25 protein-coding genes are annotated in these 25,376 nt (G+C 61.3%); 12 read left to right on the top strand and 13 right to left on the bottom strand.

What is annotated here, in order from left to right; all coding sequences use genetic code 11:
• Positions 1-400 precede the first annotated feature (400 nt).
• From VSP_RS05185 to VSP_RS05170, 4 genes are all read right to left on the bottom strand, one after another.
• Complete coding sequence (locus VSP_RS05185) at positions 401-2,125, bottom strand: DUF4407 domain-containing protein (protein WP_009959214.1); 1,725 nt, start codon at positions 2,123-2,125, stop codon at positions 401-403.
• A gap of 226 nt (positions 2,126-2,351) precedes the next feature.
• Complete coding sequence (locus VSP_RS05180; protein WP_009959213.1) at positions 2,352-3,530, bottom strand: ABC transporter permease; 1,179 nt, start codon at positions 3,528-3,530, stop codon at positions 2,352-2,354.
• Positions 3,527-4,162: an ABC transporter ATP-binding protein gene (locus VSP_RS33980; RefSeq protein WP_009959211.1), complete on the bottom strand. Its 636-nt coding sequence runs from the start codon at positions 4,160-4,162 to the stop codon at positions 3,527-3,529. Before VSP_RS33980 ends, VSP_RS05180 begins: the two co-directional genes overlap by 4 nt.
• A 33-nt stretch (positions 4,163-4,195) precedes the next feature.
• A complete protein-coding gene (locus tag VSP_RS05170) occupies positions 4,196-6,187 on the bottom strand; it encodes an ABC-F family ATP-binding cassette domain-containing protein (RefSeq protein ID WP_009959210.1) in 1,992 nt (663 codons plus the stop codon).
• A gap of 140 nt (positions 6,188-6,327) precedes the next feature.
• On the opposite strand from VSP_RS05170, the gene VSP_RS05165 reads away from it, so the two are divergent.
• The 8 genes from VSP_RS05165 to VSP_RS05130 all read left to right on the top strand — a co-directional run bounded on the left by VSP_RS05165 (position 6,328) and on the right by VSP_RS05130 (position 12,952).
• Positions 6,328-6,555, top strand: a complete 228-nt coding sequence (locus VSP_RS05165; protein ID WP_009959209.1) for a hypothetical protein — start codon at positions 6,328-6,330, stop codon at positions 6,553-6,555.
• A gap of 67 nt (positions 6,556-6,622) precedes the next feature.
• A complete protein-coding gene (locus tag VSP_RS33975; RefSeq protein ID WP_009959207.1) occupies positions 6,623-7,297 on the top strand; it encodes an ATPase in 675 nt (224 codons plus the stop codon).
• 492 nt (positions 7,298-7,789) lie between these two features.
• Entirely contained in the window at positions 7,790-8,227 is a 438-nt protein-coding gene (locus tag VSP_RS41945; protein ID WP_044133990.1) for an ester cyclase, read from the top strand.
• A gap of 72 nt (positions 8,228-8,299) precedes the next feature.
• Complete coding sequence (gene metF / locus VSP_RS05150) at positions 8,300-9,202, top strand: methylenetetrahydrofolate reductase [NAD(P)H] (RefSeq protein ID WP_009959205.1); 903 nt, start codon at positions 8,300-8,302, stop codon at positions 9,200-9,202.
• Positions 9,203-9,309: 107 nt separating this feature from the next.
• Positions 9,310-10,212: an ROK family protein gene (locus VSP_RS05145; RefSeq protein WP_009959202.1), complete on the top strand. Its 903-nt coding sequence runs from the start codon at positions 9,310-9,312 to the stop codon at positions 10,210-10,212.
• Positions 10,213-10,258: 46 nt separating this feature from the next.
• Positions 10,259-11,116 (top strand): glycosyltransferase family 2 protein, encoded by an 858-nt coding sequence (locus VSP_RS05140; RefSeq protein ID WP_009959201.1) that lies wholly within the window; start codon positions 10,259-10,261, stop codon positions 11,114-11,116.
• Positions 11,117-11,122: 6 nt separating this feature from the next.
• Complete coding sequence (locus VSP_RS05135; RefSeq protein WP_009959200.1) at positions 11,123-12,001, top strand: GNAT family N-acetyltransferase; 879 nt, start codon at positions 11,123-11,125, stop codon at positions 11,999-12,001.
• 12 nt (positions 12,002-12,013) lie between these two features.
• Positions 12,014-12,952 carry a glycosyltransferase family 2 protein gene (locus VSP_RS05130; protein WP_009959198.1) on the top strand — a complete coding sequence of 313 codons (939 nt, stop codon included), beginning with the start codon at positions 12,014-12,016 and terminating at the stop codon, positions 12,950-12,952.
• Here the strand turns inward: VSP_RS05130 and VSP_RS05125 are convergent.
• The 8 genes from VSP_RS05125 to recO all read right to left on the bottom strand — a co-directional run bounded on the left by VSP_RS05125 (position 12,903) and on the right by recO (position 21,235).
• Entirely contained in the window at positions 12,903-14,069 is a 1,167-nt protein-coding gene (locus tag VSP_RS05125) for a glycosyltransferase family protein (RefSeq protein WP_009959197.1), read from the bottom strand. The two genes, VSP_RS05130 and VSP_RS05125, sit on opposite strands and share 50 nt — an antisense overlap.
• Entirely contained in the window at positions 14,066-15,490 is a 1,425-nt protein-coding gene (locus VSP_RS05120) for an NAD(P)/FAD-dependent oxidoreductase (RefSeq protein ID WP_029190193.1), read from the bottom strand. Before VSP_RS05120 ends, VSP_RS05125 begins: the two co-directional genes overlap by 4 nt.
• Positions 15,487-16,500 carry a glycosyltransferase family 2 protein gene (locus VSP_RS33965; protein WP_009959194.1) on the bottom strand — a complete coding sequence of 338 codons (1,014 nt, stop codon included), beginning with the start codon at positions 16,498-16,500 and terminating at the stop codon, positions 15,487-15,489. The genes VSP_RS05120 and VSP_RS33965 overlap by 4 nt, the downstream gene beginning before the upstream one ends.
• Positions 16,501-16,694: 194 nt before the next feature.
• Positions 16,695-17,540 (bottom strand): UDP-2,3-diacylglucosamine diphosphatase, encoded by an 846-nt coding sequence (locus VSP_RS33960; RefSeq protein WP_009959193.1) that lies wholly within the window; start codon positions 17,538-17,540, stop codon positions 16,695-16,697.
• 78 nt (positions 17,541-17,618) lie between these two features.
• Complete coding sequence (locus VSP_RS33955; RefSeq protein WP_198141317.1) at positions 17,619-18,761, bottom strand: glycosyltransferase family 4 protein; 1,143 nt, start codon at positions 18,759-18,761, stop codon at positions 17,619-17,621.
• Positions 18,762-18,894: 133 nt separating this feature from the next.
• Positions 18,895-19,617 (bottom strand): phosphodiester glycosidase family protein, encoded by a 723-nt coding sequence (locus VSP_RS33950; protein ID WP_157210745.1) that lies wholly within the window; start codon positions 19,615-19,617, stop codon positions 18,895-18,897.
• 91 nt (positions 19,618-19,708) lie between these two features.
• Positions 19,709-20,593, bottom strand: coding sequence for a tetratricopeptide repeat protein (locus tag VSP_RS05095; protein WP_009959189.1), 885 nt, complete (start codon positions 20,591-20,593; stop codon positions 19,709-19,711).
• 63 nt (positions 20,594-20,656) lie between these two features.
• The gene (recO, locus tag VSP_RS05090) at positions 20,657-21,235 is read right to left on the bottom strand and encodes a DNA repair protein RecO (protein WP_157210744.1); all 579 of its coding nucleotides are present in this window, start codon (positions 21,233-21,235) and stop codon (positions 20,657-20,659) included.
• 159 nt (positions 21,236-21,394) lie between these two features.
• On the opposite strand from recO, the gene VSP_RS33945 reads away from it, so the two are divergent.
• The 3 genes from VSP_RS33945 to VSP_RS05070 all read left to right on the top strand — a co-directional run bounded on the left by VSP_RS33945 (position 21,395) and on the right by VSP_RS05070 (position 23,780).
• Complete coding sequence (locus VSP_RS33945; RefSeq protein ID WP_009959187.1) at positions 21,395-21,805, top strand: cupin domain-containing protein; 411 nt, start codon at positions 21,395-21,397, stop codon at positions 21,803-21,805.
• Between the two features lie 70 nt (positions 21,806-21,875).
• A protein-coding gene (prfB, locus tag VSP_RS05075; RefSeq protein WP_157211205.1) for a peptide chain release factor 2 occupies positions 21,876-23,001 on the top strand; the annotation gives its coding sequence in 2 pieces (ribosomal slippage) (positions 21,876-21,938 and positions 21,940-23,001; 1,125 coding nt in all).
• A 149-nt stretch (positions 23,002-23,150) separates the two neighbouring features.
• Positions 23,151-23,780 carry a hypothetical protein gene (locus tag VSP_RS05070; RefSeq protein WP_009959183.1) on the top strand — a complete coding sequence of 210 codons (630 nt, stop codon included), beginning with the start codon at positions 23,151-23,153 and terminating at the stop codon, positions 23,778-23,780.
• A 644-nt stretch (positions 23,781-24,424) separates the two neighbouring features.
• On the opposite strand, the gene VSP_RS41940 is transcribed toward VSP_RS05070, so the two are convergent.
• Positions 24,425-24,688: a hypothetical protein gene (locus VSP_RS41940; protein ID WP_157210743.1), complete on the bottom strand. Its 264-nt coding sequence runs from the start codon at positions 24,686-24,688 to the stop codon at positions 24,425-24,427.
• Between VSP_RS41940 and trmD the strand changes: the two genes are divergently transcribed.
• Entirely contained in the window at positions 24,687-25,373 is a 687-nt protein-coding gene (gene trmD / locus VSP_RS38935; RefSeq protein WP_009959182.1) for a tRNA (guanosine(37)-N1)-methyltransferase TrmD, read from the top strand. The two genes, VSP_RS41940 and trmD, sit on opposite strands and share 2 nt — an antisense overlap.
• The last annotated feature ends 3 nt before the right edge of the window (positions 25,374-25,376 follow it).

Genomic DNA, 25,376 nt, shown 5'->3' with positions numbered 1-25,376 from the left:
GTGGGCAGCAGGCAGTAGGCAGTGGACAAGGTGTTGAAGCCATCTTTGGTCGGAGCACGGGCCTCAGCTTGCGGACGTCGGATGCTTGAAGCTTCCCTCACCACCCCCAACGCCTGGCGACGAAGTCGCTGTGGAGTGCGTGCGTGAAGAGCTGCTTTTGCCTGCCGACAACACTCCTCGCACAGCCTGCACCGTCCCTTGCACCTTCGCCTCGATCCTCAAACCTTTGTGCCTTTGTGCCTTCGTGTGAGAATATTCCGTCTCCCGCATCACCCCACCTACTGCCGATTACCAATCCGCGGCGCAGCAGATTGCCAATCTGCGCTGCCCGCGCACACCCACCCCAGACCTCAGGTCTTGTGTCTTGTGTCTTCCAGTCTTCTGTCTCCTGCGCAGCGGGTCACACCGAACTCGCTGACTTGCTCGCCCCCTGATCAAAGAACTGCTCCATGCGTCCACGCAGATCGCCATAGAACGTGTCGGCCATGTGCCGCAGCATTGCCTGACGTTCCGCACTGGAGAAATGCGCGCTGGCTCCTGCCATGGTCTCCTCCTGTGAGCGCATGCGCTCCTGAAAAGTCTGCTCCAGGTCCATGAGAGTTTCCAGGAACTCCTTGGCTGCCTTGGAGCGGTCCACCCCCTCAATCAGCGCCTGCTCCAGCGGCTTGTTCCGCGTCAGGTGCAACAACCGGCCGTTGGCCAGCTCATCCATGTACCGATGGTAGCTTTTCAGGAAGGCCTCACGCTCTTTGTCAAACCGCACCTCATCACAATCCACCAGCGTGTCATAGGGCCCTGCCTTGGCAAAGAATTTCACCATCAGCGGGATGGTGTCCACCAGCATGAAGAGCAGGGACAAAACAACATACGCGGTGAGCGCGAACTGGCCGCCTTCGGATCCCTCGCGGAACACCCGGTGCAGCGCGAGCGTCTGCTTCAGAATGTCGCGGCGCGGTTCATCGCGGATCTTGTCCATGCGCGCGCGCTCATCCTCGCCGATCTTCGTCAGCTCCTTTTGCATTTGCTCCATCTGCTCCAGCCGGGTGTCAATCTGGGTCTTGAGCGTGGCGCGCATCTGGTTCTGCTGATCCACAAACTGGTCCGCCTGCTGCTGCTGCACCTGCTGGCGCAGGCCTTCGATCCGGGCCTGTTCCTGCTTCACCCTGGCCGCCTGCTCCATGGCCTTCACCTCGGCCGCCGCCGTCAGGGTCTGCTCGATGCTCAGCGACTCCGCCTGCAACTGCGTGCGCTCCAGGGTGCGTGCCTCCAGCATGCCTGCCACACGCTTGCTTTCGTCACGCCGCCACGCCAGCTGGTCACTCTGGATGCTCTTGGCGCGCGGCCCCAGGCCGATGATGCCGCTCCGCTGACCGTTCAGCTCCCGCTCGAACTCCTTCTGCCAAAAATCCAGCTCCGACTGCAAACGGACGGACTGGGTGGTGAGATCCGTTATTTCCTTTTCCGCCGCCTTCAGCTTTTCCACCGTGGGGGCCTTGGCCTCGGCGATCTGCTTCTCCAGTTCCGCCTTGGCGCGCCTCTCCTCATCCGTGAGCGGTTTCTTCTCCCCGTTGGTCTCGTCACCCACCAGGAACTTGGCACTGAAGCTCTCGTCCCACTTCTGCCGCGCCTTGGCAATCTCTCCGTCCAGCGCGGTGATCTTTTCCTCCACCACCTTCTTCTGTTCCACCGCAGTCGTCCGCACGGCGTTGAGCTCGATCTCGCGATCTTTCTCGATCACTGAGGCAATGGTGTCCTTGAAGAGCAGCAGGGTCAGCGGGTGGGAGATGGTAATGCCCATGAGCCCCGCCACCACGAGGCGGAGGAAAAACTGGCTGACCTTCCGGAAGAAAGACTGGTAGGCGCGGTACGTGGCCAGCAGGGCCCGGTCCACCGTGAGAATGATGAAGGCCCACACCCCCGCCACGCCGAAGATGACGTTCCAGTCCGTCGTGAGAGTGGAGATGGCGTACGCCGCCGCGATAAAGGCGAACACGCACGGCACCAGCACCGTCGCCCCAAAGGCCACATACTTGCGCACCTCCCATGGTGGGCACTCGCGCAGGTTCACATCACTGGCGCCGGAAAGCCAGATAAAGACACGGGCAAAGAAACCTGGCTGGTTCATGGTAGGAGACGACAAGAGGTCAAATAGGCCCGCAGGCGGGGTGTTATCGAGGAAGGCTGTCCGGGGGTGCCTCCGCCCGCACGCAGGGTCCTGCGCAGGCCAGTTATACCCGCCCGGGAGGACCCCTGCAAGAAGATGCGAACCCTCAGAACCTGTTTGGATAAAAGCGCTGGGTGGGTTGCGAGGCGTTTTGAGTCTGGACAAACGCCGGAGAGGGGCGCCAGATTCAATTTAAACTCATGCGGACCAGCCCGGCCCCCAACCACCAGACCAGCGCGGTGATGCCCCCGGCCAGCCCCGCTGCCAGCAGGCCCACCATGACCACCTCCGCCGTCTTCACCGTCGCAATGCGCCAGCGGCTGATCCCCAGATCCTCCAGCGTGGCAAACTCCCGCCGCCGCATCTTGAAGGAGAGGGCAAACACCAGCGTGGAGATCAAGACCACCACCACCCCCAACACCACCAGCAGCACCACGGTGAATCGTTCTGCCTGCACCAAGGTGGCCAGCAGCGCATCCATTTCCACGCCCGGCTGCACCAACTGATGGGCGGCATCCGGCTTTTGATAGCGCCCCAGCAGGATGGCCTGCGCCTTCTCATCCTCCGGCACCACGAGGATGGCGGTGAGCGGGAAATCGTCCGGATTCCCGTGAAAGTGAAACGACTTCAGATTCTCGGCCGTGACCTCGCTGAACATCCGCACCGCCTTGCTCCCCACCACATTCTGATCCGTGCGGGACAGCACCGCGTTCGGGTCCTCGGCCTTCACCAAGTCCTCATGACCGTGGGCCTTGCCCTCAATCAACCATGCCGTTTTCACATCCACGAAGACCGCCTGGTCATCAGCCGTCCCCGACTCCGCCAGCACTCCGGTGATGGTCATGCGCAGAGGGTAAATGCCCGCCAGATCAAACACCTGCTCGGGCGAGGAGTTCACCTTGCCCCCCACCTGCCAGCCGCGCTCCCGGGCCACGCGCGCCCCCACCACGCAGTCTCCCAGCCGGCCCAGCGTGCGTCCTTGCGCGATGCGCAGTCCCCGATAGTCAAAGTATTCCAGGCTCGTGCCCACAATGGGGGCCTGCTGGGCATGATAACGCACGTACAGCGGGATGGCCGACGCCAGGCCGCTGGACCGGATCACCTGCACTTGTTTCTGAGGGATCTCCCCCGCGCCCCTTCGGCGAAAATAGAGGGCATTGAGCACCAGTTCCAGCGGGCTGCCCTTTGCACCCAGCACCAGGGGTGTCGCCACCGCACGTGAGCGCATCTCTGTCTGGGCGATCTGTACGAGGCCGCGCACGGCCAGCGGCAGCGCCAGCGTCAGCCCCAGTGCAAGGCTCAACAACAGCGTGCGCACGCGGTAGTGCGCCACGTACTGCCAGGCGAGGTGCAGGGGCCCTTTCATGACGGCTGGCACCACGCCTCCACACTGATCTTCTGCTGGGCCTGCTCGTGGAGCTCCAGGTCGTGCGTCACCAGCACCAGCATCGTCCCGTGCTCGTGCAGTTCCTTTTGCAGCAACCCCGCCACCAGATTGCGCCGCCGGGTGTCCAGCGCAGAAGTCGGCTCATCCGCCAGCAGCAAGGCCGGACGATGCAACAAAGCCCGCACCACGGCGATGCGCTGCCGCTCCCCCTGGGAGAGCCGGGAGACCAGATGGTCGCGATGCCCTGCCATCTCAACCGCTTCCAACAGAGATGCTGCCCGCACCTCGTGATCCTTTTGCAGACGACCCGTGAGCCGGAGCGGCAGCAGCACGTTGTCCCAGGACGTCAGGTATTCCACCAGGGCAAAGTCCTGAAAAACAAGTCCCATTCGGGCCAGACGGACCGCCCGGTCCGGCACGGCCCCCTCAATCTGCACGCGACCGCCCTGCGCTGCCAGAATGCCGGCAAGCAGCTTGAGCACGGTCGTCTTCCCCGCCCCGCTCGGCCCACCCAGACCCAGACTCTGGCCCGGTCTCAGGATGAGCTCCGGGATGTGCAGGGAAAAGCCGCCCCCGCCATAAGCAAAACGGAGGTCGCGGACTTCGAGCATGGGGCATTCAGGTTCGAGGTTTCTACGGCCGCGTCAGCCGAGCTCCTTCTCCGCACTCTCAATGGCCTCGCTCACTTCCGACCATTGGGAGAAGGCCTTTTCCAGTGCGCTTTCGATGGATGAGAAGCGGCTTGTCGTCTCCATCACCTCCCCGGCATCGGTGCCAAACGAGGCGCTGTTCATCTTCTTCACCAGCTCCGTCTTGTCCTGCTCCAGGCTCGCGATCTGCCCCTCCACCGCCTCCAGCTTCTCCTGCAGCGGCTTCAAGATGTGCGCCCGTTGCTGGCGCTTCTGCGCCTCGATCCGGCGGCGCTCCTTGGAGTTGTTGTCGATCTCCACCGGCATGGCCGCGGGTTTGGCGACTGCGGCGGGGCTGCTGAAACTGATGCTGGTCGAGGCCAGCTTCGCCTTCTCCTCCGCCTTCTTTTCCAGATAGTAGCTCAGGTTGCCATGAAAGAGCCGGGGGGACTCGCCCACGCGGAACTCCAGCGTCTTCGTCACCACGGGATCAAGGAAATCACGATTGTGAGAGACGATGGCGTAGCTGCCAGAGTAGTCCAGCAGCGCCTGCTGCAGTACCGACTGGGAGCGCATGTCCAGGTGGTTGGTCGGTTCGTCCAGCACCAGGAAGTTGGAGGGCGTGAGCAGCATGTTGGCCAGGGCCAGGCGTCCGCGCTCCCCACCACTCAGCACCTTCACCAGCTTGAATACGTCATCCCCGCGGAAGAGGAAACATCCCAGCAGGGTGCGGAGCTGCGCCTCGGACATGCCCTTTGCGGATTTCTCAATCGTTTCCAGCACCGTCTTGGCACCGTCGAGCGCATCGGCGTGGTCCTGCGAATAGTAGCCCACCCGCACGTTGTGCCCCAGCTCCCGGGTGCCGCCCGTGGCCTTTTCCACCCCGGCCAGGATCTTGCTGAACGTGGTCTTCCCCGCGCCGTTCACCCCCACAATCGCCAGCCGGTCGCCCTTGTTGATTTCAAAGTCGAAGGGCTTCAGGACATAACGCACGCCGTCATAACTCTTGGCGATCCCCTCCATGCGCATCACCGTGTGACCACTCGCCGGAGGTTGCGGGAACTTGAAGCCGATCTCGTCCGCCTCCACTTCCAGCTCGATCCGTTCCACCTTGTCGAGCGCCTTGATGCGGCTCTGCACCATGGACGCCTTGTTGGCCTGGGCGCGGAAACGGTCGATGAACTGCTGCGTCTTGGCGATCTCGCGGTCCTGGTTCTTCTTGGCCCGCTCCAGCTGCTCGCGGCGAGCCGCGCTCTCCCGGACAAAGAAGGAGTAGTTGCCCTGGTACTGGGTGGCCCGGGCGCCCGGCTCGAAGGCCAGGGTACGGTTGGTCAGGTTGTCGAGGAGACGCCGGTCGTGGCTGATCAGGATGATCGCACCGGGGTAGTTCTTCAGATAGTCTTCCAGCCAGACCACCGTCTCGATGTCCAGGTGGTTCGTCGGTTCATCCAGCAGCAGCACGCTGGGCTCTGCGAGGAGCAGCTTGGCCAGGGCGATGCGCATCTGCCAGCCGCCGCTGAATTCATCCGTGAGCCGGTCCAGATCCTTGTGGGAAAAGCCCAAGCCCATCAGCACGCGCTCGATGCGCGGCTTCATTTTCGAGAGGTCGTGGTGCTCCAGGCGGATCTGGAGGTCCCCAAAGACCTCAAGAGCGTCGATGTACTCGCTGGAGGACGTGTCGTAGGTCCCCAGAGCCTCGCTTGCCTCGTCAAACTGGCGCTGCAGCTCCATCGCGTCCTCAAACGCCGTCTCCGCCTCCGCCATCAGGGTGCGCCCCTTCACCTCCACCCCTTCCTGGGGCAGGTACCCCACCGTCACCGACTTCGCCTTGATGATCTTCCCCTCGTCCTGCTGCTCGATCCCCGCAATGATCTTCATCAACGTGGACTTGCCCGCCCCGTTGGGCCCGGCCAGGGAAAAGCGCTCCCCGGCCCGGATGGTGAAGTTCAATTCTCCAAACAGACGGCGGGGGCCATATGAGATACCAAGGTTTTCTGCGGCAAGCATGGGAGAGCACCCATGCCATGAGGTGGAGGGGGATGCAAAGGCCGGAGGTAAATTTCCGGCAGGGGAGGGTCAGTTCCGGGTGAGCGATGAAAACCGGGGTTGTCGGGACAGCGAATTGGAGTATGCTCTCCCCTGTACCCATGAACACCAAGGAACTGGAGATCGACAAGTTGGAGGCGGAATTCCCCTTCCTCTCCAGTCTTGCGTTTTCCCGGGAGCGCGAAAAGACCTTGGCGGCAGGGCTCAGCGTCCTCCAAGCGGAGTCGGGAGTGATTTACGAAGTGTTTCCCAACGGGTCACGCCGCGAGGTGAAGAGAATCGCCAAACCGATTCCCGTTAAACGGGGCTCCAAATTCAGGATTCCGTGAGCGAGAATATGGCTCGCATGCGTATGTTCGCCGGCCCAAACGGTTCGGGAAAGAGTTCATTGAAGTCGTGCTCCAACCGGATTTGCTGGGAATCTACATCAATCCCGACGAGATTGAGAAGGCTTGCAGAGAAAGCAGCAGCTTGAATCTCAGTGACTACGGCTTGAACGACGCCGCAGTAGAAGCATTAGAGTTTATCCGGAAGTCCTCATTCCTTTGCTCATCGCATTTTGGTTCGTGGATCGAGTCCCTGACCATCGCTGGTGGCCGTCTTGATCTTGGTGAGATGCCAGCCAACTCCTATTTGGCATCAGTGATAGCGGACTTTCTCAGACATCAGCTGCTGAAAGCTCGGCGAACCTTTACGTTTGAGACCGTCATGTCGCACGTCGGGAAGGTGGAATTGTTGAGGGAGGCTCAGAACCTGGGCTACCGCACTTACCTCTACTACATCGCCACCGATGATCCTTTGATCAACATCTCCCGTGTGGCGAACAGAGTCCGGCTTGGGGGACATCCAGTACCGCAAGACAAGATCGTTGAGCGTTATTATCGATCCTTGGCTCTGCTGCTAGACGCCATCAAACTTACAAATCGCGCCTACATCTTCGACAACTCGGACGACGCACACAGCCAAACTTGGTTGGCAGAAATCACTCGCGGCACCGATTTGGAGCTCAAGATTGATGTAATTCCCGCCTGGTTCCAACGCGAAGTGCTGGACAAACTGGTTCCTCATTAAGAATCGATTGGTCGCGCACGCCTCTCCGAGCACAGACCCGACATCAATGTCCGACTGCGCTCCCCAAATGCTTTGAATGCTGTTCTCGGCATCTTGCCGGGAACGACGATGTGTAAAGCTCTTTGGAGAACCTCAACCAAAGCACCCCCAACACCTGGCCCCGCTCGTCCCGACGCGTCGGGATGGGGTGCGTGCGTGAAGCGCCGCTTTCGTGGCCCCGATGACATTCAAACACCCCCGCATCCCGAGCAGGGATTATATGCGGCACCCCCCTCGCCCTCCATACCCGCCCTGTTCCAGCAAAGTCCTCCGTTGTCTCCACGTACCCGCCCACCCCCGCAAGGCCCCGTCTCGTCCGCCCCCTCTCGTCCGCCCCGTCTTCAATCTCGCCTGGCTCAAGGCGCTGCCCAGCCTCCCGGAAAACTGAAAAACGGGCGCACTCTCCATCGAAAAAACTTGGTTTTCCCCACTCCGTGCCCTAACATGTCTCTCATGCCCCTTCGAGCCCTTGCCACCCGCTGGTACCACGAAGTCTGGAATGAGCGCAATCCCGATGCGATTCGTGCCCTGCTGGCCCCGGACGCCGTGGGACACACCGAAGGCGGCGACATGAGGGGCCCCGAGGAGTTCATCGCGATGTTTCACCGCCCGTTTCTGGGTGCATTCCCAGACATCAAGGTCTCAGTGGACGATGTCATTGCCCTGGACTCCGATGCCGTCGTCCGCTGGTCCGCCGTGGGCACCCATACGGGCGATGACTTGGGCATCCCCGCCAGTGGACGGAAAGTGACCATCCACGGCATGTCCTGGCTCAAGTACAAAGACGGCCTCATCATCGAAGGCTGGGATCACTGGAACTTCAATGGACTGGTCACCGCCCTGACAGGGGGGTCTGGATGCGCCACCATCCAGGTGGAGGCCGGCTGCTGAGACCGCCTTTCCTGACATCCCGGGTTGCAACTACCCCTCAGCCGGGTTGAGTGACGGGTACCGCTCCGCACCATGCATATTCGCGACATCTTCGCCCAACGCCGCCCGACGTTCTCCTTTGAGTTCTTCCCGCCCAAGACTGCCGAAACCTCCCAGGCACTCTATGAAACCATCAGCGAGTTGGAAGCCTTCAAGCCGGACTTCGTCAGCGTGACCTACGGTGCAGGCGGAACGACGCGTGAGCTGACCCATGATCTGGTGGTGCGCATCAAGCAAACCACGTCCCTGGACCCCATTCCCCACCTCACCTGCGTGTGTCACAGTGAGGAGGACATCGGCGGCATCCTGGAGCGCTATGCTGAGGCCGGGGTAAGCAACATTCTCGCCCTCGGCGGGGATCCCCCGCGCGGTCTGGCCAACTATGAAAAGGCCAAGGACGCCTTCCAGCACGCTTCAGATCTGGTTCGCTTCATCCGCAATTTCTCCGGCCATCCCGACAACCGCGGCTTTGGCATCGGCATCGCCGGCTTCCCGGAAGGGCACCCCGCCACGCCGAACCGCCTGCTGGAGATGGACTACCTCAAGGCCAAGGTGGACGCCGGGGCGGACTACATCTGCACCCAGCTCTTCTTCGACAACCGAGATTTCCTCGACTTCCGCGACCGCTGCCATCTGGCTGGCATCAATGTCCCCATCATCGCCGGCATCATGCCCATCAGCAGCGCCTCCGGCATGAAGCGCATGGCCGAGCTGGCCGCAGGTGCCCGTTTCCCAGCCAAGCTGCTGAAGGCGATCTCCCGCTGCAATGGCGATGAAGCCGCCGTGGAGCGCGTGGGCATCCATTACGCCACAGAGCAGTGTGCAGATCTTTTGGATCATCAGGCAGATGGATTCCATTTCTACACGCTCAACAAGAGCCGTGCGACACGGGAGATTTACGCCAGTCTGGGGCTGAAAGACTCCCGGTCGGTTTGAAATCGGTCTGAATCGAAAGATTCAAACCATCCCGGAGCGGCGTTCCGATTCTCTGCAAGTCGTCTTTCCATCCAAACTCCCAACGCAACTCCCTGACCCACGCCTGCATGAAGTCTGATCTGATCGCCGCCATCGAAGCCGGAGGAACCAAGTTCAATTGCGCGGTCGGAACCGGACCCGATGACATCCGCATGCGCACGCGCATCGAGACCACGGATCCCACCGAAACCTTGCGCGAGGTCTTTGCTTTCCTGGACCAGGCATCCAAGCAGGTGGGCAGGTTCAGCGCCATCGGCGTTGGCTCCTTTGGCCCGGTGGATCTGAACCGCGGCAGTGATACCTACGGCTACATCACCACCACGCCCAAACCCGGCTGGAAATACACGGACCTGCTCGGATCCCTGGGTGAGATCTTCCACGTCCCCGTCGGGTTTGACACGGATGTGAACGCCGCCGCGCTGGGCGAGTACACCTGGGGGCATGGCCGCGCCTGTGAGCCGCTCATCTACATCACCGTCGGCACCGGGATCGGTGGTGGCGTGCTCATCAATGGCAAGCCCCTGCATGGTGCCCTGCACCCGGAGATTGGCCATCTGCTCATTCCGGCCATCATGTCCGACGCCCCCGAACCCGATGGCATCTGCCCCTACCACGGCAGCTGCCTGGAAGGGCTCATCAGCGGGCCCGCCATCGCCGCCCGCTGGGGATTCCCGGCAGACACTTTCGCCCCCGATCATGCCTGCTGGGGCGAGTTTTCCACCCTCATGGCTCTGGGCCTTTCGAACCTGATCCTCACCCTCTCCCCCCAGCGCATCATCCTGGGCGGCGGCGTCATGCACCAGTACCACCTTTTCCCCATGATCCGGGAGGAGGTGCAGCGCCTGCTGAATGGCTACATCCAGACCCGCGAGTTGATCGAGGACATTGAGAGCTACATCACCTCTCCTGGATTGGGTGACGACTCAGGATTGCTCGGTGCCATGGCCCTGGGCATACAGGCCCAGCAGTAGGCAAGGTGATCCTGGCCCAGACAGCCCTCTTCATTGCCGAGCGTTGATGCGAGCTTCCGTCGTCATCCCCACCTTCAACCGCTCGCAGTCCCTCACCCATTGCCTCGACCATTTGAGCCGTGAAATGGCACTGCGACAGGACTGCGAAGTCCTGGTGGTGGACGATGGCTCCCAAGATGATACAGCGGCTGTTTGCAGGTCGCGGCAAAATGTGATCCTCGTGCAACAGTCGAACCAAGGAGCCGGAGCCGCCAGAAACCACGGGGCAAGGCTGGCACGAGGCCACTGCATCCTGTTTCTGGATGACGACTGCCTGGCACGGCCTGGCTGGTTTGATGAAATGCTCCGCACCTGCGAGGCGGATGATCGCTCCCTGGTGGGTGGACAGGTGGTGAATGCCCTGGTACACAACCCTTTTGCCGAAGCGAGCCAGACGCTCCTGGACTACGTGGATCGATACTACAACCCAGCAGGGGCAGGAGCCAGGTTTGTCACTTCCTCAAACCTCGCTCTGGCCCGCCACCGCTTCTGGGAAACAGGCGGCTTTGACCCTTCCTACGCTGGGATGGGGGCCGAGGACCGGGATTTTTGCTCACGGTGGCTTGCCGGTGGCGGAAAGATCCACGTGGCCCGGCAGGCAGTGGTGGACCATGCCCATCATATGGACCTGCTAGGCTTCTGCCGCCAGCACTATGCCTATGGCAAAGGAGCCCGGCAGTTTCACAGGGCAAAACAAGGGCCTGCCAGAGGCCTTGAACCGGCAGGCTACTATGCTGGCATGCTTACCCACCCTCTCCTGTCCCCTGGGGGATGGAGGGGCCTGCGCCTTTCATTGCTGATCATCCTCTCCCAAATCATGTCCACCGTGGGCTACGCCTGGCAAGGGCGTGGACGCAACGCCTGAACTCGTATGCAGAAGCTGGCAGAGTTCTACCAACGGACGGGCCGCACGGGCGAGATTCTGGCGGGGGGTGTCTGGTCAGAGGAGACCAGCCTCAGTCTCATGAGCATCCCCGGCATGGTGCCCTTGCGCCCCAGCGCGAAGGATCTGGCAGGGCTTCTCCGACAAAAGGGCAAAATGGCGGCAGTGTTTGGGTGCGGTCACAGCACAGGCCGGATGGTGGATGCCTTTGTCATCCGGGACCGCGCGTACGGCGAGCACTCCCTGCAAAGGCAGTTTCGCCAGCAGCTCCGCCACGCCCAGAAGGCATGCCACTGCCGGCCGCTTGCGTGGTCGGAAATGCCCCGGCTGGCACTGCCGGTGAACCAGGCAACTTTACGCCGGAGGCAGAAGGTCAACCCATGGCTTACGGAGCGACAGCTCTGGAGCCGCTACTGTGACGCCGCCTCCCAGGTGCCAGGACTTGAGGTCATGGGTTGCTTCGTAGGCGGAGAAATGGCGGCCTACATGGTCACCTGGCTGCATGCCGGAGTGAGCCACGGCCTGCAGATGGCGTGGTCAGAGACCTTCCGGCAGGAACATCCCACCCACGCCCTGTACTATGAGAATGTGCGGACACAGATGGCACGAAGCGAGGTGCTGGCAGTGTCTGTCGGGAGGCAGACCGCTCCCGCCATGGCGGCCGTGGACCGCTTCAAATGCCACGCAGGTTTTGTCCGCGAACCTTGCCGCATGGGCGTGGTGCTCCACCCCGTTGCCGCTCCGATCCTCACCCACCCGTGGTCGCGCAGATCATTCCGCCTGTTGCGTGAACGTGCAGGACGCCGATGGCCGCTGCTGATGAATTCTGAAGTATTTGAAGTGGCAGCGGAGACCCGCCTGCTTTGAACTGCGACGATCATGCTGCCCCATGTAACAATCATCATCACCCAACGCGACACCTACGCTCTGAGTGTGACCAGTCTGGAAAATGTGCTGCGCCACACTCCTTGTCCGGTAAACCTCATCTATGTGGACGGGGGCTCGCCCCCAAAGGTGCAGAACGCTTTACGACGGCTTTCCACCCACTGGGGGTTTCAGCTGCTGCGCGAGGATCGAATTCTGGCGCCCAACGAAGCCAAATGCATGGCTCTCCCTTTCATTAAAACCGAGTTCGCGGCCTTTCTCGACAATGATGTGCTGGTTCATCCTGGCTGGCTGCAGGCGTTAATAGCTGCTGCCGAAGAGACCGGAGCCGGGGCCGTGGCACCGCTCTATCTCGAAAAGATGGGGCCAGTGGAAAAACTGCACATGCTGGGCGGCCAGTGCCGGATCCTCGAAGGCGGCGGACACCGGAAGATCGTGGTATCTCACGATCAAAGAAAAGGGGATCCACCCTCTACCACCGGCGGGCGGTGGCGCACGGAACACATAGAAATGCACGCCCTCCTCGTGCGCAACTCGCTCCTGCAACGCTTGCCCCTTTTTGACCCGCAGATTCCCAGCATCCCGGAGAATGCCGACTTCTGCCTCACACTGCTGGCCGCGGGTGAAGCGATCTGGATTGAGCCCAAAGCCCGGGTGACGGTGCTTCTGCCTGAGGTCGTGCATAAGGAGGACATTGCCTTTTACCTCACGCGCTGGAGTGATGACTGGATACAGCGCGGGATCAACCGGTTTATCGGGAAGTGGCGTCTTCAAGGCGCTCAACCCGTCCTGCAAAGCCAGCAGCGATGGGCGGTAGCCCACAGGATGGTGGCATACCCGGATTCCCTGCACCGGAGGCTGGGGATCAAGAGCGACTCCATCCTCAACCGACGGATACTTGCTCCCCTGGAGCGCTATTGGTGGAAACGCTGACTCGTTTGAGAGCCGTCCGTGTCAGATAAACAAGAGCCGATGCCCAGATTACGATGCGCCAGGAGGTTCCAGAAAACTGCGCCAGCAGGGGGTATGGCACCCATAGAGTGAGCCCGGTAATTGCCAACATCATCCAAGCGGCGGTGCCACGACTGCGCAGCGCCTCCTCGGTGAGCGCCAGGAGCAGAAAGGCCAGCATCACATCGTCATAATGGCGGTGGTAAAAGCCGAGCCTGCCTGCCACCCCTGCCGCGGCCAGATGCACAAGGGACGGCAATGATGCGAGCGGGCGAAAGACAAACGGCAGCAGCAGGCCCATCGCGAGCAGGGCCGTGATCAAGACTGCAGGCCGGTGGCCAATGCCCAACAGACTCATCAGGGGCTGCACCAGGGTGTCCCCTATAGAGGCATATGTCATGGGCGACTGACCATAGCTCGCATACAGCACTTCCAACAGTGTATGCCCCGTAAACGAAGACACCCCCCAACCCAAGGCTCCCAGGAGCACGGCCCCAACGAAGCAGGCATACCACCTTCGCTTCGCCACGAGCATAGCGAAAAACGGAAGACTGGTGTGAGGCTTCATCATGGCGGCAATCCAGGCGCAGCCAGCCCACTCCTGCCGGTTCCTCATCACAGCACCGCTCATGAGCACCAGGATCGCATTGATGAGCAAGGCTGGCTGGCCGGCCTTCACGGACATAAAGCTAGCAGACATGCACCACAACCCCGCCACTGCCAGCAACCCTCCCCACCGCCCCGCGACGCAGCCCACCCTCCATGCGTGAACGCTGAGGATTGCGAAAGCCACGCCCGTGAGCAGGAAGAAGAAGGCTGCGTTCGCCTTGAACGAAGCAAAGGGCGATACCAGCCAGAGCTGAACCAGGGAGGTGGGCGGATACACCGAGTGGGCTGCACGAGGGATCACACCGGGAGCATGCAGGCGGATGTTGGGGTAGAGCCCCACATCCAGGCACCGCAACTGCTCGTGCCGCTCCCTCAGATCAAAGAGCCTCCGCTCATCGGGGAACGAGACATAAACAAGAATGTACGCGACCAAGAGCAACGCTAGCGCGCTGACTGCCAGGGCAAATCCGTAACGCTGGAGAAGTTTCATCGCTCCCGCACGCAAGGTTCCTGCGCCCGCTCCTCGTGCCCCGACTTTTCGGTGTTTACCGTCCAGGGACACGCAGCCCCTTTCCCCAAAAGCTGATGCACGGCGCTCATGGCGCTAATCATCGAATGGTCCTGGTTGTTATAACGATGCATGCCGCTGCGGCCCACAGTGGCGAGATTTTCAAACCCTGCCAGATAGTCCCGCACCACCGACACATGCCCGGCGTAGTCGTCGTCATACACAGGGTAGGCATTGGGCTGCCGGATGACGAACCCGCCCTCCACCTGGGTCTCCGGCGCAAAGCCAAGTGATACCATCTCCCGCGTGGCAAGGCGGATGAGAGCGTCGTCCTTGAGCTCCCACAGTTCATCTCCGCGGGAGCAAAAATACTCCATGCCCAAGGTCGTGAGCTCTGGATCTGCAACCATCTCCACTGACCAGTTACGGAAGTTCTGCACCCGGCCAACGCGAAATTGCGGATCATGGATGTAGAGCCAGTTGTCGGGAAATATTTCCTTGGCCCGCACTACCAGGGTCACGATGAGGAAGTCCCGGTGGCGGAGCGATTGTGCGGCCTGAAGGACGTGAGGCGGAGCACTGGGTACCAGCGCCCGGACGAGCGAGCCGAGTGGCATGGTGGAGACCAGCCGCTCAGGCCGGAGGCTGATGGCGCGACCGGCGCGCTGGGCCAACACTTGGGTGACCCTGCCCGCCGCATGCCTGACCTCCGCCACGGTGGAGTTCTGCCACGTTTCCCCGCCCGTTTCCTGCACGAGCTGCGCTACCTTTTCCCACATCATTCCCGGGCCAAGGCGGGGGTAATGGAACGTCTTGATGAGCGACTTGACGCCTTGTGTCGACGAAAGACTCCCGAGAACGGCTGACGTGAGGCTGAGCCCGTGAATGCGCTGGGCCGCCCAGTCGGCACTGATCTCCGAGCAAGGCATGCCCCAGACCTTCTCCGTATAGGCCTTAAAAAAGGTGAGGTAGAGGTGCCTGCCGAAGCGGTTCGTGACCCAGTCTTCAAACGACCTCTCTGGACGGACCGGCCTCGCCTTGGCCCACAAGTAGCTTGTCAGGGCCACAACGCTCTGCCCCAGGCCGAAGTTGGCCACAGTCTCCGGCAACTTTAATGGATAAGGGTAGTACTTCCCTCGGTAGAAGATTCGTGACAAGCGTGGGACCTCCAGGAGGTCTTTGCCAAGCCACTCCTGCCAGCGCCCCTGGATGGATGCGTCCTTGGTAAAAAATCGATGCCCGCCAATGTCCACGCGATGCCCCTGCCAGCGCACCGTACGGGCGATGCCGCCCCACTGCGTCGAAGCCTCGATTACCAAGGGCCTCACGCCGTGGCGCAAGAACTCGTCTGCAGCGGTGAGCCCCGCCGGGCCACCGCCAATGATCAGAGCGTCAATCTTCATGCGATATCCCCCATGGGCATCCGTGCAGCCAGGAAAGTCTTCCTCCGTCTCTGGCCAGCCCAGGCACCCCATGCCCAGGCAAATCCGGCACCGCTGACGACGATGTAGGCCATGACCAACGGGACACATCGCAGGGCGAACCCCAGACCCCGCTTCCGGGCGAGGAAACAAAGCAAAGGGCCGTGGGCCAGCAGTGCCAGCAGCTCCAAGGCCAGCGCAACCCCCAGAAAGGCCGCATGGAGAGGAATGAGTGTGATGCCTACCAGGGAAAGCCCCTGGGCGACCACGGCCAGACGCGAAGCCCAGCCCGTATTGAGCCCAGCGGGCATCGCCCCCCCGGCGAGGATAAGACGGGACCACGGAACGGCCCGGCACTGGAAGTCGTTAACCCACATGCCCGGCAGTGACCAGCTCTTCAGGTGCTTGCCCCGTAAATTCGCATCCAGGACAATCCGATGTCCCGCCGAAGTCAGCCGCATTCCCAGCTCGATATCCTCAACCGAAGGATGCCGGAAATCTTCACTAAATCCGCCCACGTCCTTAAACACTTTTTGCAAAACGGCACCACACCCCGCCCAGAAAGTGGAGGCGGGCCCGGCGTTCGTGAGATGCACAAAGTGATGTTGAAGATTCCGATACTGCGAGACCAGACCAGGAGCCGCAGGGGCATCATCATAGCATCCGAACACGGCCTCGCCCAGGTTCCGGCTAAAGAAGCTTCGCACCCGTTCCACCATGCCGGATAACAACACCACATCCGCATCCACAAAGAGCAGCACTTCGCCCCTTGCTTCCGCCGCCCCAGCATTCCGCGCCGCAGCAGGTCCGCGCTGATGGGTCAAATGCAACACCCGAACGTCCAGTCTCACACCGGGGTCAAGCACTGTGCCGTCCAGAACCAAAAGCACTTCGTCCTTCACGCCTAGTTGCTGCAACAGCGCCTCCAGGCAGGCAAGGGCCCTGTCATCAAATACGGCACACGGGACGACGATGCTCAGCCCCGGACTCATAAGGTAGCCATGCAGAATACTGAAACCCGGCCATCCCTGACCGTGCTTTGGGCTGAAGCAGCGCCACCTCGCAATGATTCAACAACACCTTGCAAGCAAATCCGCATTGTGACTCGCTTTACCGCCTCCCGCTGAGGCAGTAAACGAAAAATGCACAGAAGTTGCCGGACCGGGATCGAGAATAGGCCGTCGGCTCACACCGCCGCCCCGGACAAAGACAGCTCCGCATCTTCCTCCAGTTCCGGTGCCGTTGGCGTGTTCAGCAGCAGCCCCTTTGGTTCGCGATTCGCCCGGCGGCACCAGTCTTCATACGTGATGACCTCGAAGGTGCGGTCCAGGTGCTCCACCACGGCCGTCATGGATTCCACCCAGTCGCCGGAGTTCAGGTAGTGCACATCCCCCACCTGCTTGTCTGCCGGGGTGTGAATGTGGCCGCAGATGATGCCCTTGCAGCCCTTGCTGTGGGCCAGCTGCTGAAGTTGCTCCTCGTACTTGCCCACAAAGCTCACGGCACCCTTCACCTTGGCCTTCACCCATTTGGCAAACGAGAAAGGCTCCTTGCCACGCCAGTGGCGGTAGGCGTTGTAGGCCCGGTTCAGCTTGAGCAGGGTGTTGTACCCCACCGCTCCCACCTCGGCCATCCACTTGTGGTTCGTGGTCACGTGGTCAAAGCCATCCCCGTGCACCACCAGATACTTCCCGTGCGGAGACTCGTGCACGTGCTCAAACATGATGCTGAAGTTGTCCAGCGAGATGGGCAGGAAGCGCTCCAGCACATCGTCATGATTGCCGCGGGTGTAGATCACCTCCACGTTCTCCTTCTCCATCTTCCGCAGCACGGTCCGGACGAAGTGCGTGTGCGCCTTCGTCCACTTGCCATCCCGTTGCAGCGCCCAGGCGTCAATGATGTCGCCGTTGAGCACCAGCTTCTCGCAGATCGAGTTTCTCAGAAAATGGCTCACCTGGGCCGCTTTGCACTCCTGAACCCCCAAGTGGACATCTGAGATGAAGATGGTCTTGAAGCGTAGTTTTCGTTTCATGATGGGTCGGCCGGAGCCTGTTGCGTAATGGGTCGGGTGTGGTGTGGTGGGCTTGGGGGGAAAGAGGAAACAAAGGGATCAAAGACGAGCCTCAGTGCCACTAGGCGGCGCTGGCACCGTGCCGAGCAGCTCTTGTTCGAACTGCTCTATGATGGCGTTCCAGGAAAGTCTCAAGGCGGTGGCATGGGCCGCCGTGCGTAGCGCGCCATCATTCCAGTGTTGCAGGGCCAGTTCTGTCGCCGCCAGAAAAGCGGCCTCATCCTTCTCTGGTGCCACAAAGCCATTCACCCCGTGCCGGACCACCTGGCGGGCGGCCGCATAGTCGTAGCTCACAGTGACCAGACGGCTGGCCAGGGCCTCCGTCAGCACATTGCCAAAGGTCTCGGACAGACTGGGAAAGACAAACAGATCCGCACTGGCGTAGTGGCGGGCGAGGTCCTCACCCGTGCGCGCGCCTGCATGGATGAACTCCGGATGCCGCTGCTTCAGCCAGGCGGCCTTGGGCCCATCACCCACGAACACAGCACGCGCCTTGGGCTGGAGTTCCTGAATCCTCTGAAACGCTCTTACCGCGAGCGGCAGATTCTTCTCCGCCGCGACGCGCCCGACAAACAGGGCCACGGGAGTGGCTTCGTCCGCACCCCAGGAGCGACGCAACTCAGCATCCCGCCGTTCGGGATTGAAAAGATCCGTATCCACCCCGCGCCCCAGCACTCCCACGTTTTTGATGCCCAGGCCACGCAACTGCTCCGCAGTGCTCTCGGACGGGGTCAATGTCCGCGCCGTGCGGTTGTGGATCCACTGGAGGTACCACATCGCCGCCCGCTTGAAGAAGGGCAGACGATAGTCGTCTGAGTAGCTGTGAAAGTTGGTGTGAAACCCGGACACCACCCGCTTGGCACACTGGTGGGCGGCGCGAATCGCATTGCAACCCATGAGCGTCTCCACTGCCACGTAGATCCCGTCTGGCTTGAAGTCGCCGATTCTCCGGCTGAAGAACCGCCGCGTGGCCAGCCCCATGCGGATGCCCGCATATCCTGGCACCGGGAGAGAGTTGACGGCCTTCACCTCCACACCGTGGCTCAGGTTCTCACCGCCCGCGCCTTCCGTAGTCGTCAGCACAGAGACCTGATGACCGCGTCGGGCAAGACCGCGGGCCAAGGTTTGGAGTGTCCGTGCCACACCGTTGATGTCCGGTGGGAACGTGTCTGAGATGATCATGAATTTCATCCGGCAGGGCCTTCCTCAGAGTATTCCCGATTCGCCGCGGCAAAATCCGCAGGTGGTGACTTTTCCGTAACCCACACCATCCCTCACTTTTCTGCCAGCAGATGGGGAAATTTCTCCCCCTGCATCATTTCCAAAGCACAAACATGCCCGCAAAGGTGTTGGGTGTCACCGCGGCTCCTGCGGGTGGATGGAAGAGGAAATCCGAGATGTCACCATCCAGAAACAGAGCATCCTGACAGCCCAAGTGCAGGAAGAACCGGGACAGTTGGTGAAAGGTCACCCGCCCCTTGACCCGGTCTTCGCGATCGGACATGACAAACACGACCTGCCCATCTGAGGCTCGCACCCCCACCGCATTGCGCAAGCGCCGGTTGGGTGAATTGAAGTTGAAGGCGGGATGAATTTTCCCCTGCCGCAGCAGGATTGGCCCGCTCTGCGTGGCCAGACGCGGTTGCAGCCCACTCTGGCCATATTCCGCCCCCGTCATCACCCCCGCCCCTGTTTGATCATCCAGATAGAACACGCCATTGGGGTGCAGGTAGAAGTTCCCCTCCCCTTTGGCCAGATTCAGCGGCACAAGTTCCTTGCCACCAGCAATCGTCAGCCCACAGGGCTTCGGCCCGCGTTCGTAGATGCCCGCATTGGTCGCAAATTCGATCCGTCGCCCTTGCCTGGCCGCTTCCTGCAGGAGCGGGCCAAAACTGCCGAGCGGCTTGCCATCCTGCCCCAGCCAACGCAAATCCAGGCGGGAGAAGTCTGCCCGGTCCACCCGCAGCACGTGATAGATCGCCCCCTCAAATTCGATGCGTTCCAGGTTCGCGGTGTGCCCCACATGGCTGAATGACACCCCCAAGACCGAGGCTAACCACCCCAGCACACGACCTCTGGAAAGACGGCACATCCCCTTCATACGTTGGATGAAGGGACAAAATCACCGGTCAATTGCGGCCCAGCACCTTCTCCATGCGCTTGCGCAGGGATGCTGCCTTCTTGGGCTCACCCAGATTCTCCAGCACAGCGATGTAATCCTCCCCCGTTTGCTCATAGGAGTCTCTGTGGGTGTCCAGATGCTGCTCCAGAATCCGCAGGCTCTTCTCGTAGTTCTCCTGCACCCCGGCATCGTCCTCCAGATCATAGCAGGCGGTGGCCAGGTTCGTGTAGCTCTGGGCCACCTCTGCATGCTCGGCTCCCAGCACCTGCTGGCGGATGTCCAGCGCCTCTACATGCATCTCCTTGGCCTGCTCCGGGAACCCGGCGGTGTAGTAGAGGCTGCCCAGGTTGTTAAAGACCGCAGCGACCCGCTCGCTTTCGCGACCATAAAGACGCTCCAGGGACTCCAGCGACATCAGATAATGCTGCTCCGCCAGGGCATAGCGGCCCAGGCTCTTGTAGATCATAGCCAGATTGTTCCGCAGCTCGGCAGCCTCTTTGGCCCGCGGCGGCGTGATCGACTCATAGTCCTGAATGGCCTGATCATACAGAGGTATGGCAGCCTCTTCCCGCTGGCTGAAATCGTAGAGCATGGCCAGACCACTGCGCAGCCGCGCCAGCTGATCCTGCGGAACCCGGCACTTGGCCGCCGATTCCAACCCTTCCTGATAGAGAGACTCCGACTTGGCAAATTCTCCAGCCTGACGGTTGAGGTTGGCCAGGATCTCCAGTGCATTGACCAGCACGGGGTAGTTGGCCTCATCATCCTCCACGGCCTGACGTGCGTTGCGCAGCGCCGTTCCCGCCACCCGCAACGCGTCGTCCAGCTTGCCAGCCTCGTACAGGCTGGCCACATGCCCTTCCAGCAGCGCGTTGAGATTCTCTGAAGACATATGATAAAAGCAACCAGCAGTGCCCTAGGGCACTGGACATAACAAGGCAGGACCCCGCCCGCATCAAGTAAAATCGTGGCGGGGAACAGCAGCATCTGCACCATCCGCCTCTTCCAGCACCTCCAGCAGTTGTGCCCGCTGTAGTGGAAGCGGGCGGTGAAAGGTCTCGTGCAAGAGCCCCGCAGCCCCGGCCAACACCTGGCCCAGGCCGAGTTCTTCGCACAGCTTGTTCTCGAACCGGTGCACCAGCCGGGTGCTGGGCTCGTGCCCTTCCAGATAGTCCAGGCTTTTTTGTAACAGCTCGTGCACCCCCCCCAGCGGCGTCTCCCGCTCCACCACGAGCTCCACGAGTTTTGAGAAATAAGTGCCCGCCAGCACCCTGGCATAGCTGTTTCTCATCTGGAGCCGCGGCTGCACCAGATGAACTTCCTTCAGGGAGTGCAGATCGCTCTTCGTGCTGGGCAGGAAGACCACCTCACACGTGACGAACAAGTCCAGCCGCCCCGCAAAGGCAGACTGTGGACGCAGCGCCCCCTTGGCCACCGTCTTGAACAACCCCTGCTCGGGAGAACACCAGTGCACAATAAGGCTGCTTTCCGTCAGTCGATGACGGTTGATCAGGATCGCAGTCGCGCTTTCCACGTGGGTTGCAGGGTTCTGTCTTACGGCTGGGCTGGCGGTTCCATACACGTCCCCTCTCCATCTGCCACCGGAACCTCCACCTGCCATGTATGATGCGGCGGAAAACGGAGGCAGGATGTTTTTTTCTCAGCACATTGTTGGCCGTTTCTTATCCCGACCATGTCCCAGCCGCTCCAGATCCTCCACCATCACGCGGGCACCCCCTCCTCTCGCGCCAAGCTCGGGCCTTATGAAATAGAGTCCCTCATCCCCCTGGCTGACGAAGGAGCCGGCACCGCCTACCGCGTCCGTATTGAGCCCCATCAGACCACCAGCGTGAGTTATCACAAGATCGCGGAAGAGTACTACTACGTCCTGTCTGGTCGCGGCACCGCCATCCTCAATGGGACCCCTTATCCGCTGGAGATGGGTGATTTCCTCCGACTGCCTCCCGGCACCACCCACGGCTTCATCACCGGGGAGGAGCCGCTCCTCATGCTGGACATCCACGCCCCCGGCTCCCGGCCAGATCGGGATGTGTACTTTGTGGGCGACACCCCCTCTGGCTTCACCGTTCCCCCTGCTTCATGATCGTTTGAGTTTCGCTTGCCTCCCCGGCCCGCGGGTTTATTAAACCCTCATGGACAAGGCCAAAACCGTCATCACCGATCTGCAAGCGTTCGACACGGAGAGCCTCAAGGGCCGCCTTGGCGGGCTCCGGAGGTATCTTTGACGTCGGGAAACTAAAATCCGACCTCGAGACGCTGGAAGACGAGCTGGCCCGCCCTGAGTTCTGGGACAACCAGGAACGTGCGCGCAAGACGATCGACACCGTCAACAATCTTAAGAACAGGATTCTCCCTCTCGAAGAGCTAGAGCGACGTCTGGAGGACTTCTTCGTCTTGGGTGAGATTGCCCAGCATGAGAACGACCTCGCCTCCTGGACGGAGGTCGAGAAGGAATATCACGCCATGGAGAAGGCGCTCAGCGACTTCGAGCTGGCCATGCTCCTGACCGGTGAGCTGGACAAGAAGGGCGCCTTCGTCACCATTCACTGCGGTGCCGGCGGCACGGAGTCCTGCGACTGGGCCGACATGCTCCTGCGCATGTACCAACGCTGGTGCGAGCGCAGCGGCTACAAGACCGAGATGGTGGACTTCGCCCCTGGTGAAGAAGTGGGCGTGCGCAGCGCCGTCTTCCGCGTCACGGGAGACTACGCCTTCGGCAAGCTTAACTGCGAACGCGGCGTGCACCGCCTGGTACGAATCTCCCCCTTCGACTCCGCCAAGCGTCGCCACACCAGCTTCGCCAGCGTGGATGTCACTCCGGAAGTCGATGAGGACATCGGCATCGAGCTCAACGAGGCCGACATCAAGTTCGAGACCTATCGTTCCGGCGGCAAAGGCGGCCAGAACGTGAACAAGGTGGAGACCGCCGTCCGGCTCATCCACGAACCCACCGGCATCATCGTGAACTGCCAGGTGCAGCGCTCCCAGGGCAAAAACCGGGAGATGGCCATGAACATGCTCAAGGCCAAGCTGTACCAGCTCGAGCAGGACAAGAAGAAGACAGAGATGGAACGCCAGTACGGCGAGAAGGGCGACGTCGCCTGGGGCAGCCAGATCCGTTCCTACGTCTTCCAGCCCTACCAGATGGTCAAAGACCACCGCACCGGGGAAAAAACCGGCAACGTGGGCAATGTCATGGACGGTGATCTGGATGCCTTTATCGAAGCCAAGCTCCGCGGCCGCAAGGCAGGCGACGGCGATGACGACGAGGACGTATAGACCATTTTGGAATTTGGAATTTTGATTTGTGATTGAGAGGGCCCGCTGAAAGGTGGGCCCCCTTTTTCGCTTCGGAACATCGAATAGAGATTGGCCGTTTGCGTCTTTGGTGTTGTCATTCGAATCACCATCTCACCTCAGATCAGGCCATGAAAACTCTCTTCGCCCTCCTCGGCGGTGCCGTTCTCGGTGCCGCAGCCGTTTACTTTGGGTTCACCCAGCAGTTGGTTAAGCAGGGGATCGGTACGGGAAGTGAACGCCTCGTGCAGATCAACCGATTCACCGGCGAGGCAAAGGAGGTCTTCGTCTCCTCGTTCGATGCGAATCGCCTGTCCGAAGCAGAGGATGCCAAAGATAGCGCTGCATCCGAGGCGTTCCAGGCAGGCCAACAGGCACAGCAACTGATCGCCCCATCGACAGAGACAACCTCCGAATCCACCTCATGGAAAGAACTCCCCAAAGAGGAGATCGACAAGTTGGGCATCCGCTTCAGCAACGCTCAGGGCCGCTACTACGCGACCTGGCACAATCACCTCGACCAGCCCATCCGCATCGAAACCATCCGTGCCGAAGCCCCTGCAGCAGATGGAAGAGAAGCCGTGGACCGTACCTACCGGGTGGACTGGGAAACCCGAGGTCTGACCGACGATGGCCGCAATCTGGAAGCGAGCTTGAGTGACTATCCAGATGGCACCGTGAAGCTCACGCCCGTGAAGGTGTCGGTGCTGGAGAAGAATGCCAAGTCGCCTGACTCACTCAGTCCCTTTGCCCCTAGGTGATTTGAAGCCAGCCTCCAATACCGGAGGCCCAAAGAAGCCCCAAACGAACTAGGACGTCCTACACCTGATCCCGCTTGCGGGATTTTGGGAGTGCGGCAAGCATTGCCGCTTTGGGGAGTCCTGTGTCAGGCAGACAACGATGCAGCCCGACCGGAGGAACAAGCCTCCGCTGACGTCCTCACCTCGATAGAACCTCACAAGCCATCCCAAAAGCGGTGATTCTCACCGCAGTCCCAAAGCGGCTGCGCCGCCAGGTGTTGGAAGTATTGGGTTGGGGAACGTCGAGGAGCTTGCAGTGCCAGAGGACGTTCGACTGAAGGCTTCTGCAAGATGCAGAAAGCCAGCACGCTGGAAGCGCGCGCTCCCCACTGACTCTGAAGCGCTGTGACCGGGAAACTGGGGGACCGCACGCATCCTTGCGTGCCGTTCCCGGCATCCTGCCGGGAACTTCAGTCGCACGTCCCATCAGCGTCTCAAGCCGCCCGAACATCGCATTCCCTTTCGCATCCCCCGCCCGATCCCGAGTGCGACACCCGTGCACTACAGCGCGGATTCCCGACTATCCAAGCACGCCATCACCCACCTGCAGCCGAACCCGGAGGGTTCACCATGAGTAGCCACGGGTCGACCGAGTATAACGAGGGCTACCCGTGGAAGGAACACGTCCTCTCGCTACCGCGGAGCGGTAGGCCCATCGTGTTGCCCACCCCTGACGCCAATCCGCCATTCACGCCCCTCGGTCCATCGACCACCAGTCCCGGAGGGACGCCGGAACGGTCGCCACACCACTCCACCACTCCACCACTCCACCACTCCACCACTCCACCACTCCACCACTCCACCACTCCACCACTCCCCGCCCCGCGCCCCTTGCACCGCGCCCCTGTCTCCCTACCTTGCGCGGCCATGCAAGTCGATGTCATCACGCTGTTCCCCGAAGTCGTCACGGTGCCGCTGGGCGCGAGCATCATGGGGCGTGCCCGGGAAAAAGGCGTGCTGGACCTCCGGGTGCACGACCTGCGCAAGCATGGCATGGGCAAGTACCGCCAGGTGGACGACGCCCCCTTTGGCGGCGGCCCTGGCATGGTGATGAGGCCGGAGCCCATCGCGGCCATGCTCGACGAAGTCCGCACCCCACAGAGCAAGGTCATCTTCATGACCCCACAGGGCAAACCCTTCGACCAGGCCACTGCGCGCCGGCTCAGCACCGAGCCGCATCTCATCTTCCTCTGCGGCCACTACGAAGGTGTGGACCAGCGCATCGTGGACACCTGCGTGGACGAGGAAATCAGCCTCGGTGACTACGTCCTCACCAACGGGGCCATTGCCGCGGCGGTGGTGGTCGATGCCATCGTGCGCCTCGTGCCCGGTGTGCTCGGCGATGACGAATCCGCCATCCAGGAAAGCTTCACCGAATCCGACCTCCTGGACCACCCTCACTACACCCGCCCCGCCGAGTGGCAGGGGCAAAAAGTGCCCGACATTCTCCTCTCCGGCGACCACGGGAAGATCGCCAAATGGCGGAAGGAACAGGCCAAAGAGCGGACCCGCAAGAACCGCCCGGACCTCCTGCCACCGGAGCAGAAACCCTAGCGC

Source organism: Verrucomicrobium spinosum DSM 4136 = JCM 18804 (assembly GCF_000172155.1).
GTDB classification, from domain to species: Bacteria; Verrucomicrobiota; Verrucomicrobiia; order Verrucomicrobiales; family Verrucomicrobiaceae; genus Verrucomicrobium; species Verrucomicrobium spinosum.
Note: the sequence above shows the minus strand (reverse complement) of the source record. Positions and strands in the feature narration are given on the sequence as shown.

Excerpts from the sequence above, each read along its gene's own strand:
- VSP_RS05185 (WP_009959214.1), bottom strand. The coding sequence starts at position 2,125 with ATGAACCAGCCAGGTTTCTTTGCCCGTGTCTTTATCTGGCTTTCCGGC.
- VSP_RS05180 (WP_009959213.1), bottom strand. The coding sequence starts at position 3,530 with ATGAAAGGGCCCCTGCACCTCGCCTGGCAGTACGTGGCGCACTACCGC.
- VSP_RS33980 (WP_009959211.1), bottom strand. The coding sequence starts at position 4,162 with ATGCTCGAAGTCCGCGACCTCCGTTTTGCTTATGGCGGGGGCGGCTTT.
- VSP_RS05170 (WP_009959210.1), bottom strand. The coding sequence starts at position 6,187 with ATGCTTGCCGCAGAAAACCTTGGTATCTCATATGGCCCCCGCCGTCTG.
- VSP_RS05165 (WP_009959209.1), top strand. The coding sequence starts at position 6,328 with ATGAACACCAAGGAACTGGAGATCGACAAGTTGGAGGCGGAATTCCCC.
- VSP_RS41945 (WP_044133990.1), top strand. The coding sequence starts at position 7,790 with ATGCCCCTTCGAGCCCTTGCCACCCGCTGGTACCACGAAGTCTGGAAT.
- metF (WP_009959205.1), top strand. The coding sequence starts at position 8,300 with ATGCATATTCGCGACATCTTCGCCCAACGCCGCCCGACGTTCTCCTTT.
- VSP_RS05145 (WP_009959202.1), top strand. The coding sequence starts at position 9,310 with ATGAAGTCTGATCTGATCGCCGCCATCGAAGCCGGAGGAACCAAGTTC.
- VSP_RS05140 (WP_009959201.1), top strand. The coding sequence starts at position 10,259 with ATGCGAGCTTCCGTCGTCATCCCCACCTTCAACCGCTCGCAGTCCCTC.
- VSP_RS05135 (WP_009959200.1), top strand. The coding sequence starts at position 11,123 with ATGCAGAAGCTGGCAGAGTTCTACCAACGGACGGGCCGCACGGGCGAG.
- VSP_RS05130 (WP_009959198.1), top strand. The coding sequence starts at position 12,014 with ATGCTGCCCCATGTAACAATCATCATCACCCAACGCGACACCTACGCT.
- VSP_RS05125 (WP_009959197.1), bottom strand. The coding sequence starts at position 14,069 with ATGAAACTTCTCCAGCGTTACGGATTTGCCCTGGCAGTCAGCGCGCTA.
- VSP_RS05120 (WP_029190193.1), bottom strand. The coding sequence starts at position 15,490 with ATGAAGATTGACGCTCTGATCATTGGCGGTGGCCCGGCGGGGCTCACC.
- VSP_RS33965 (WP_009959194.1), bottom strand. The coding sequence starts at position 16,500 with ATGAGTCCGGGGCTGAGCATCGTCGTCCCGTGTGCCGTATTTGATGAC.
- VSP_RS33960 (WP_009959193.1), bottom strand. The coding sequence starts at position 17,540 with ATGAAACGAAAACTACGCTTCAAGACCATCTTCATCTCAGATGTCCAC.
- VSP_RS33955 (WP_198141317.1), bottom strand. The coding sequence starts at position 18,761 with ATGATCATCTCAGACACGTTCCCACCGGACATCAACGGTGTGGCACGG.
- VSP_RS05095 (WP_009959189.1), bottom strand. The coding sequence starts at position 20,593 with ATGTCTTCAGAGAATCTCAACGCGCTGCTGGAAGGGCATGTGGCCAGC.
- VSP_RS33945 (WP_009959187.1), top strand. The coding sequence starts at position 21,395 with ATGTCCCAGCCGCTCCAGATCCTCCACCATCACGCGGGCACCCCCTCC.
- VSP_RS05070 (WP_009959183.1), top strand. The coding sequence starts at position 23,151 with ATGAAAACTCTCTTCGCCCTCCTCGGCGGTGCCGTTCTCGGTGCCGCA.
- trmD (WP_009959182.1), top strand. The coding sequence starts at position 24,687 with ATGCAAGTCGATGTCATCACGCTGTTCCCCGAAGTCGTCACGGTGCCG.
- VSP_RS41940 (WP_157210743.1), bottom strand. The coding sequence starts at position 24,688 with ATGGCCGCGCAAGGTAGGGAGACAGGGGCGCGGTGCAAGGGGCGCGGG.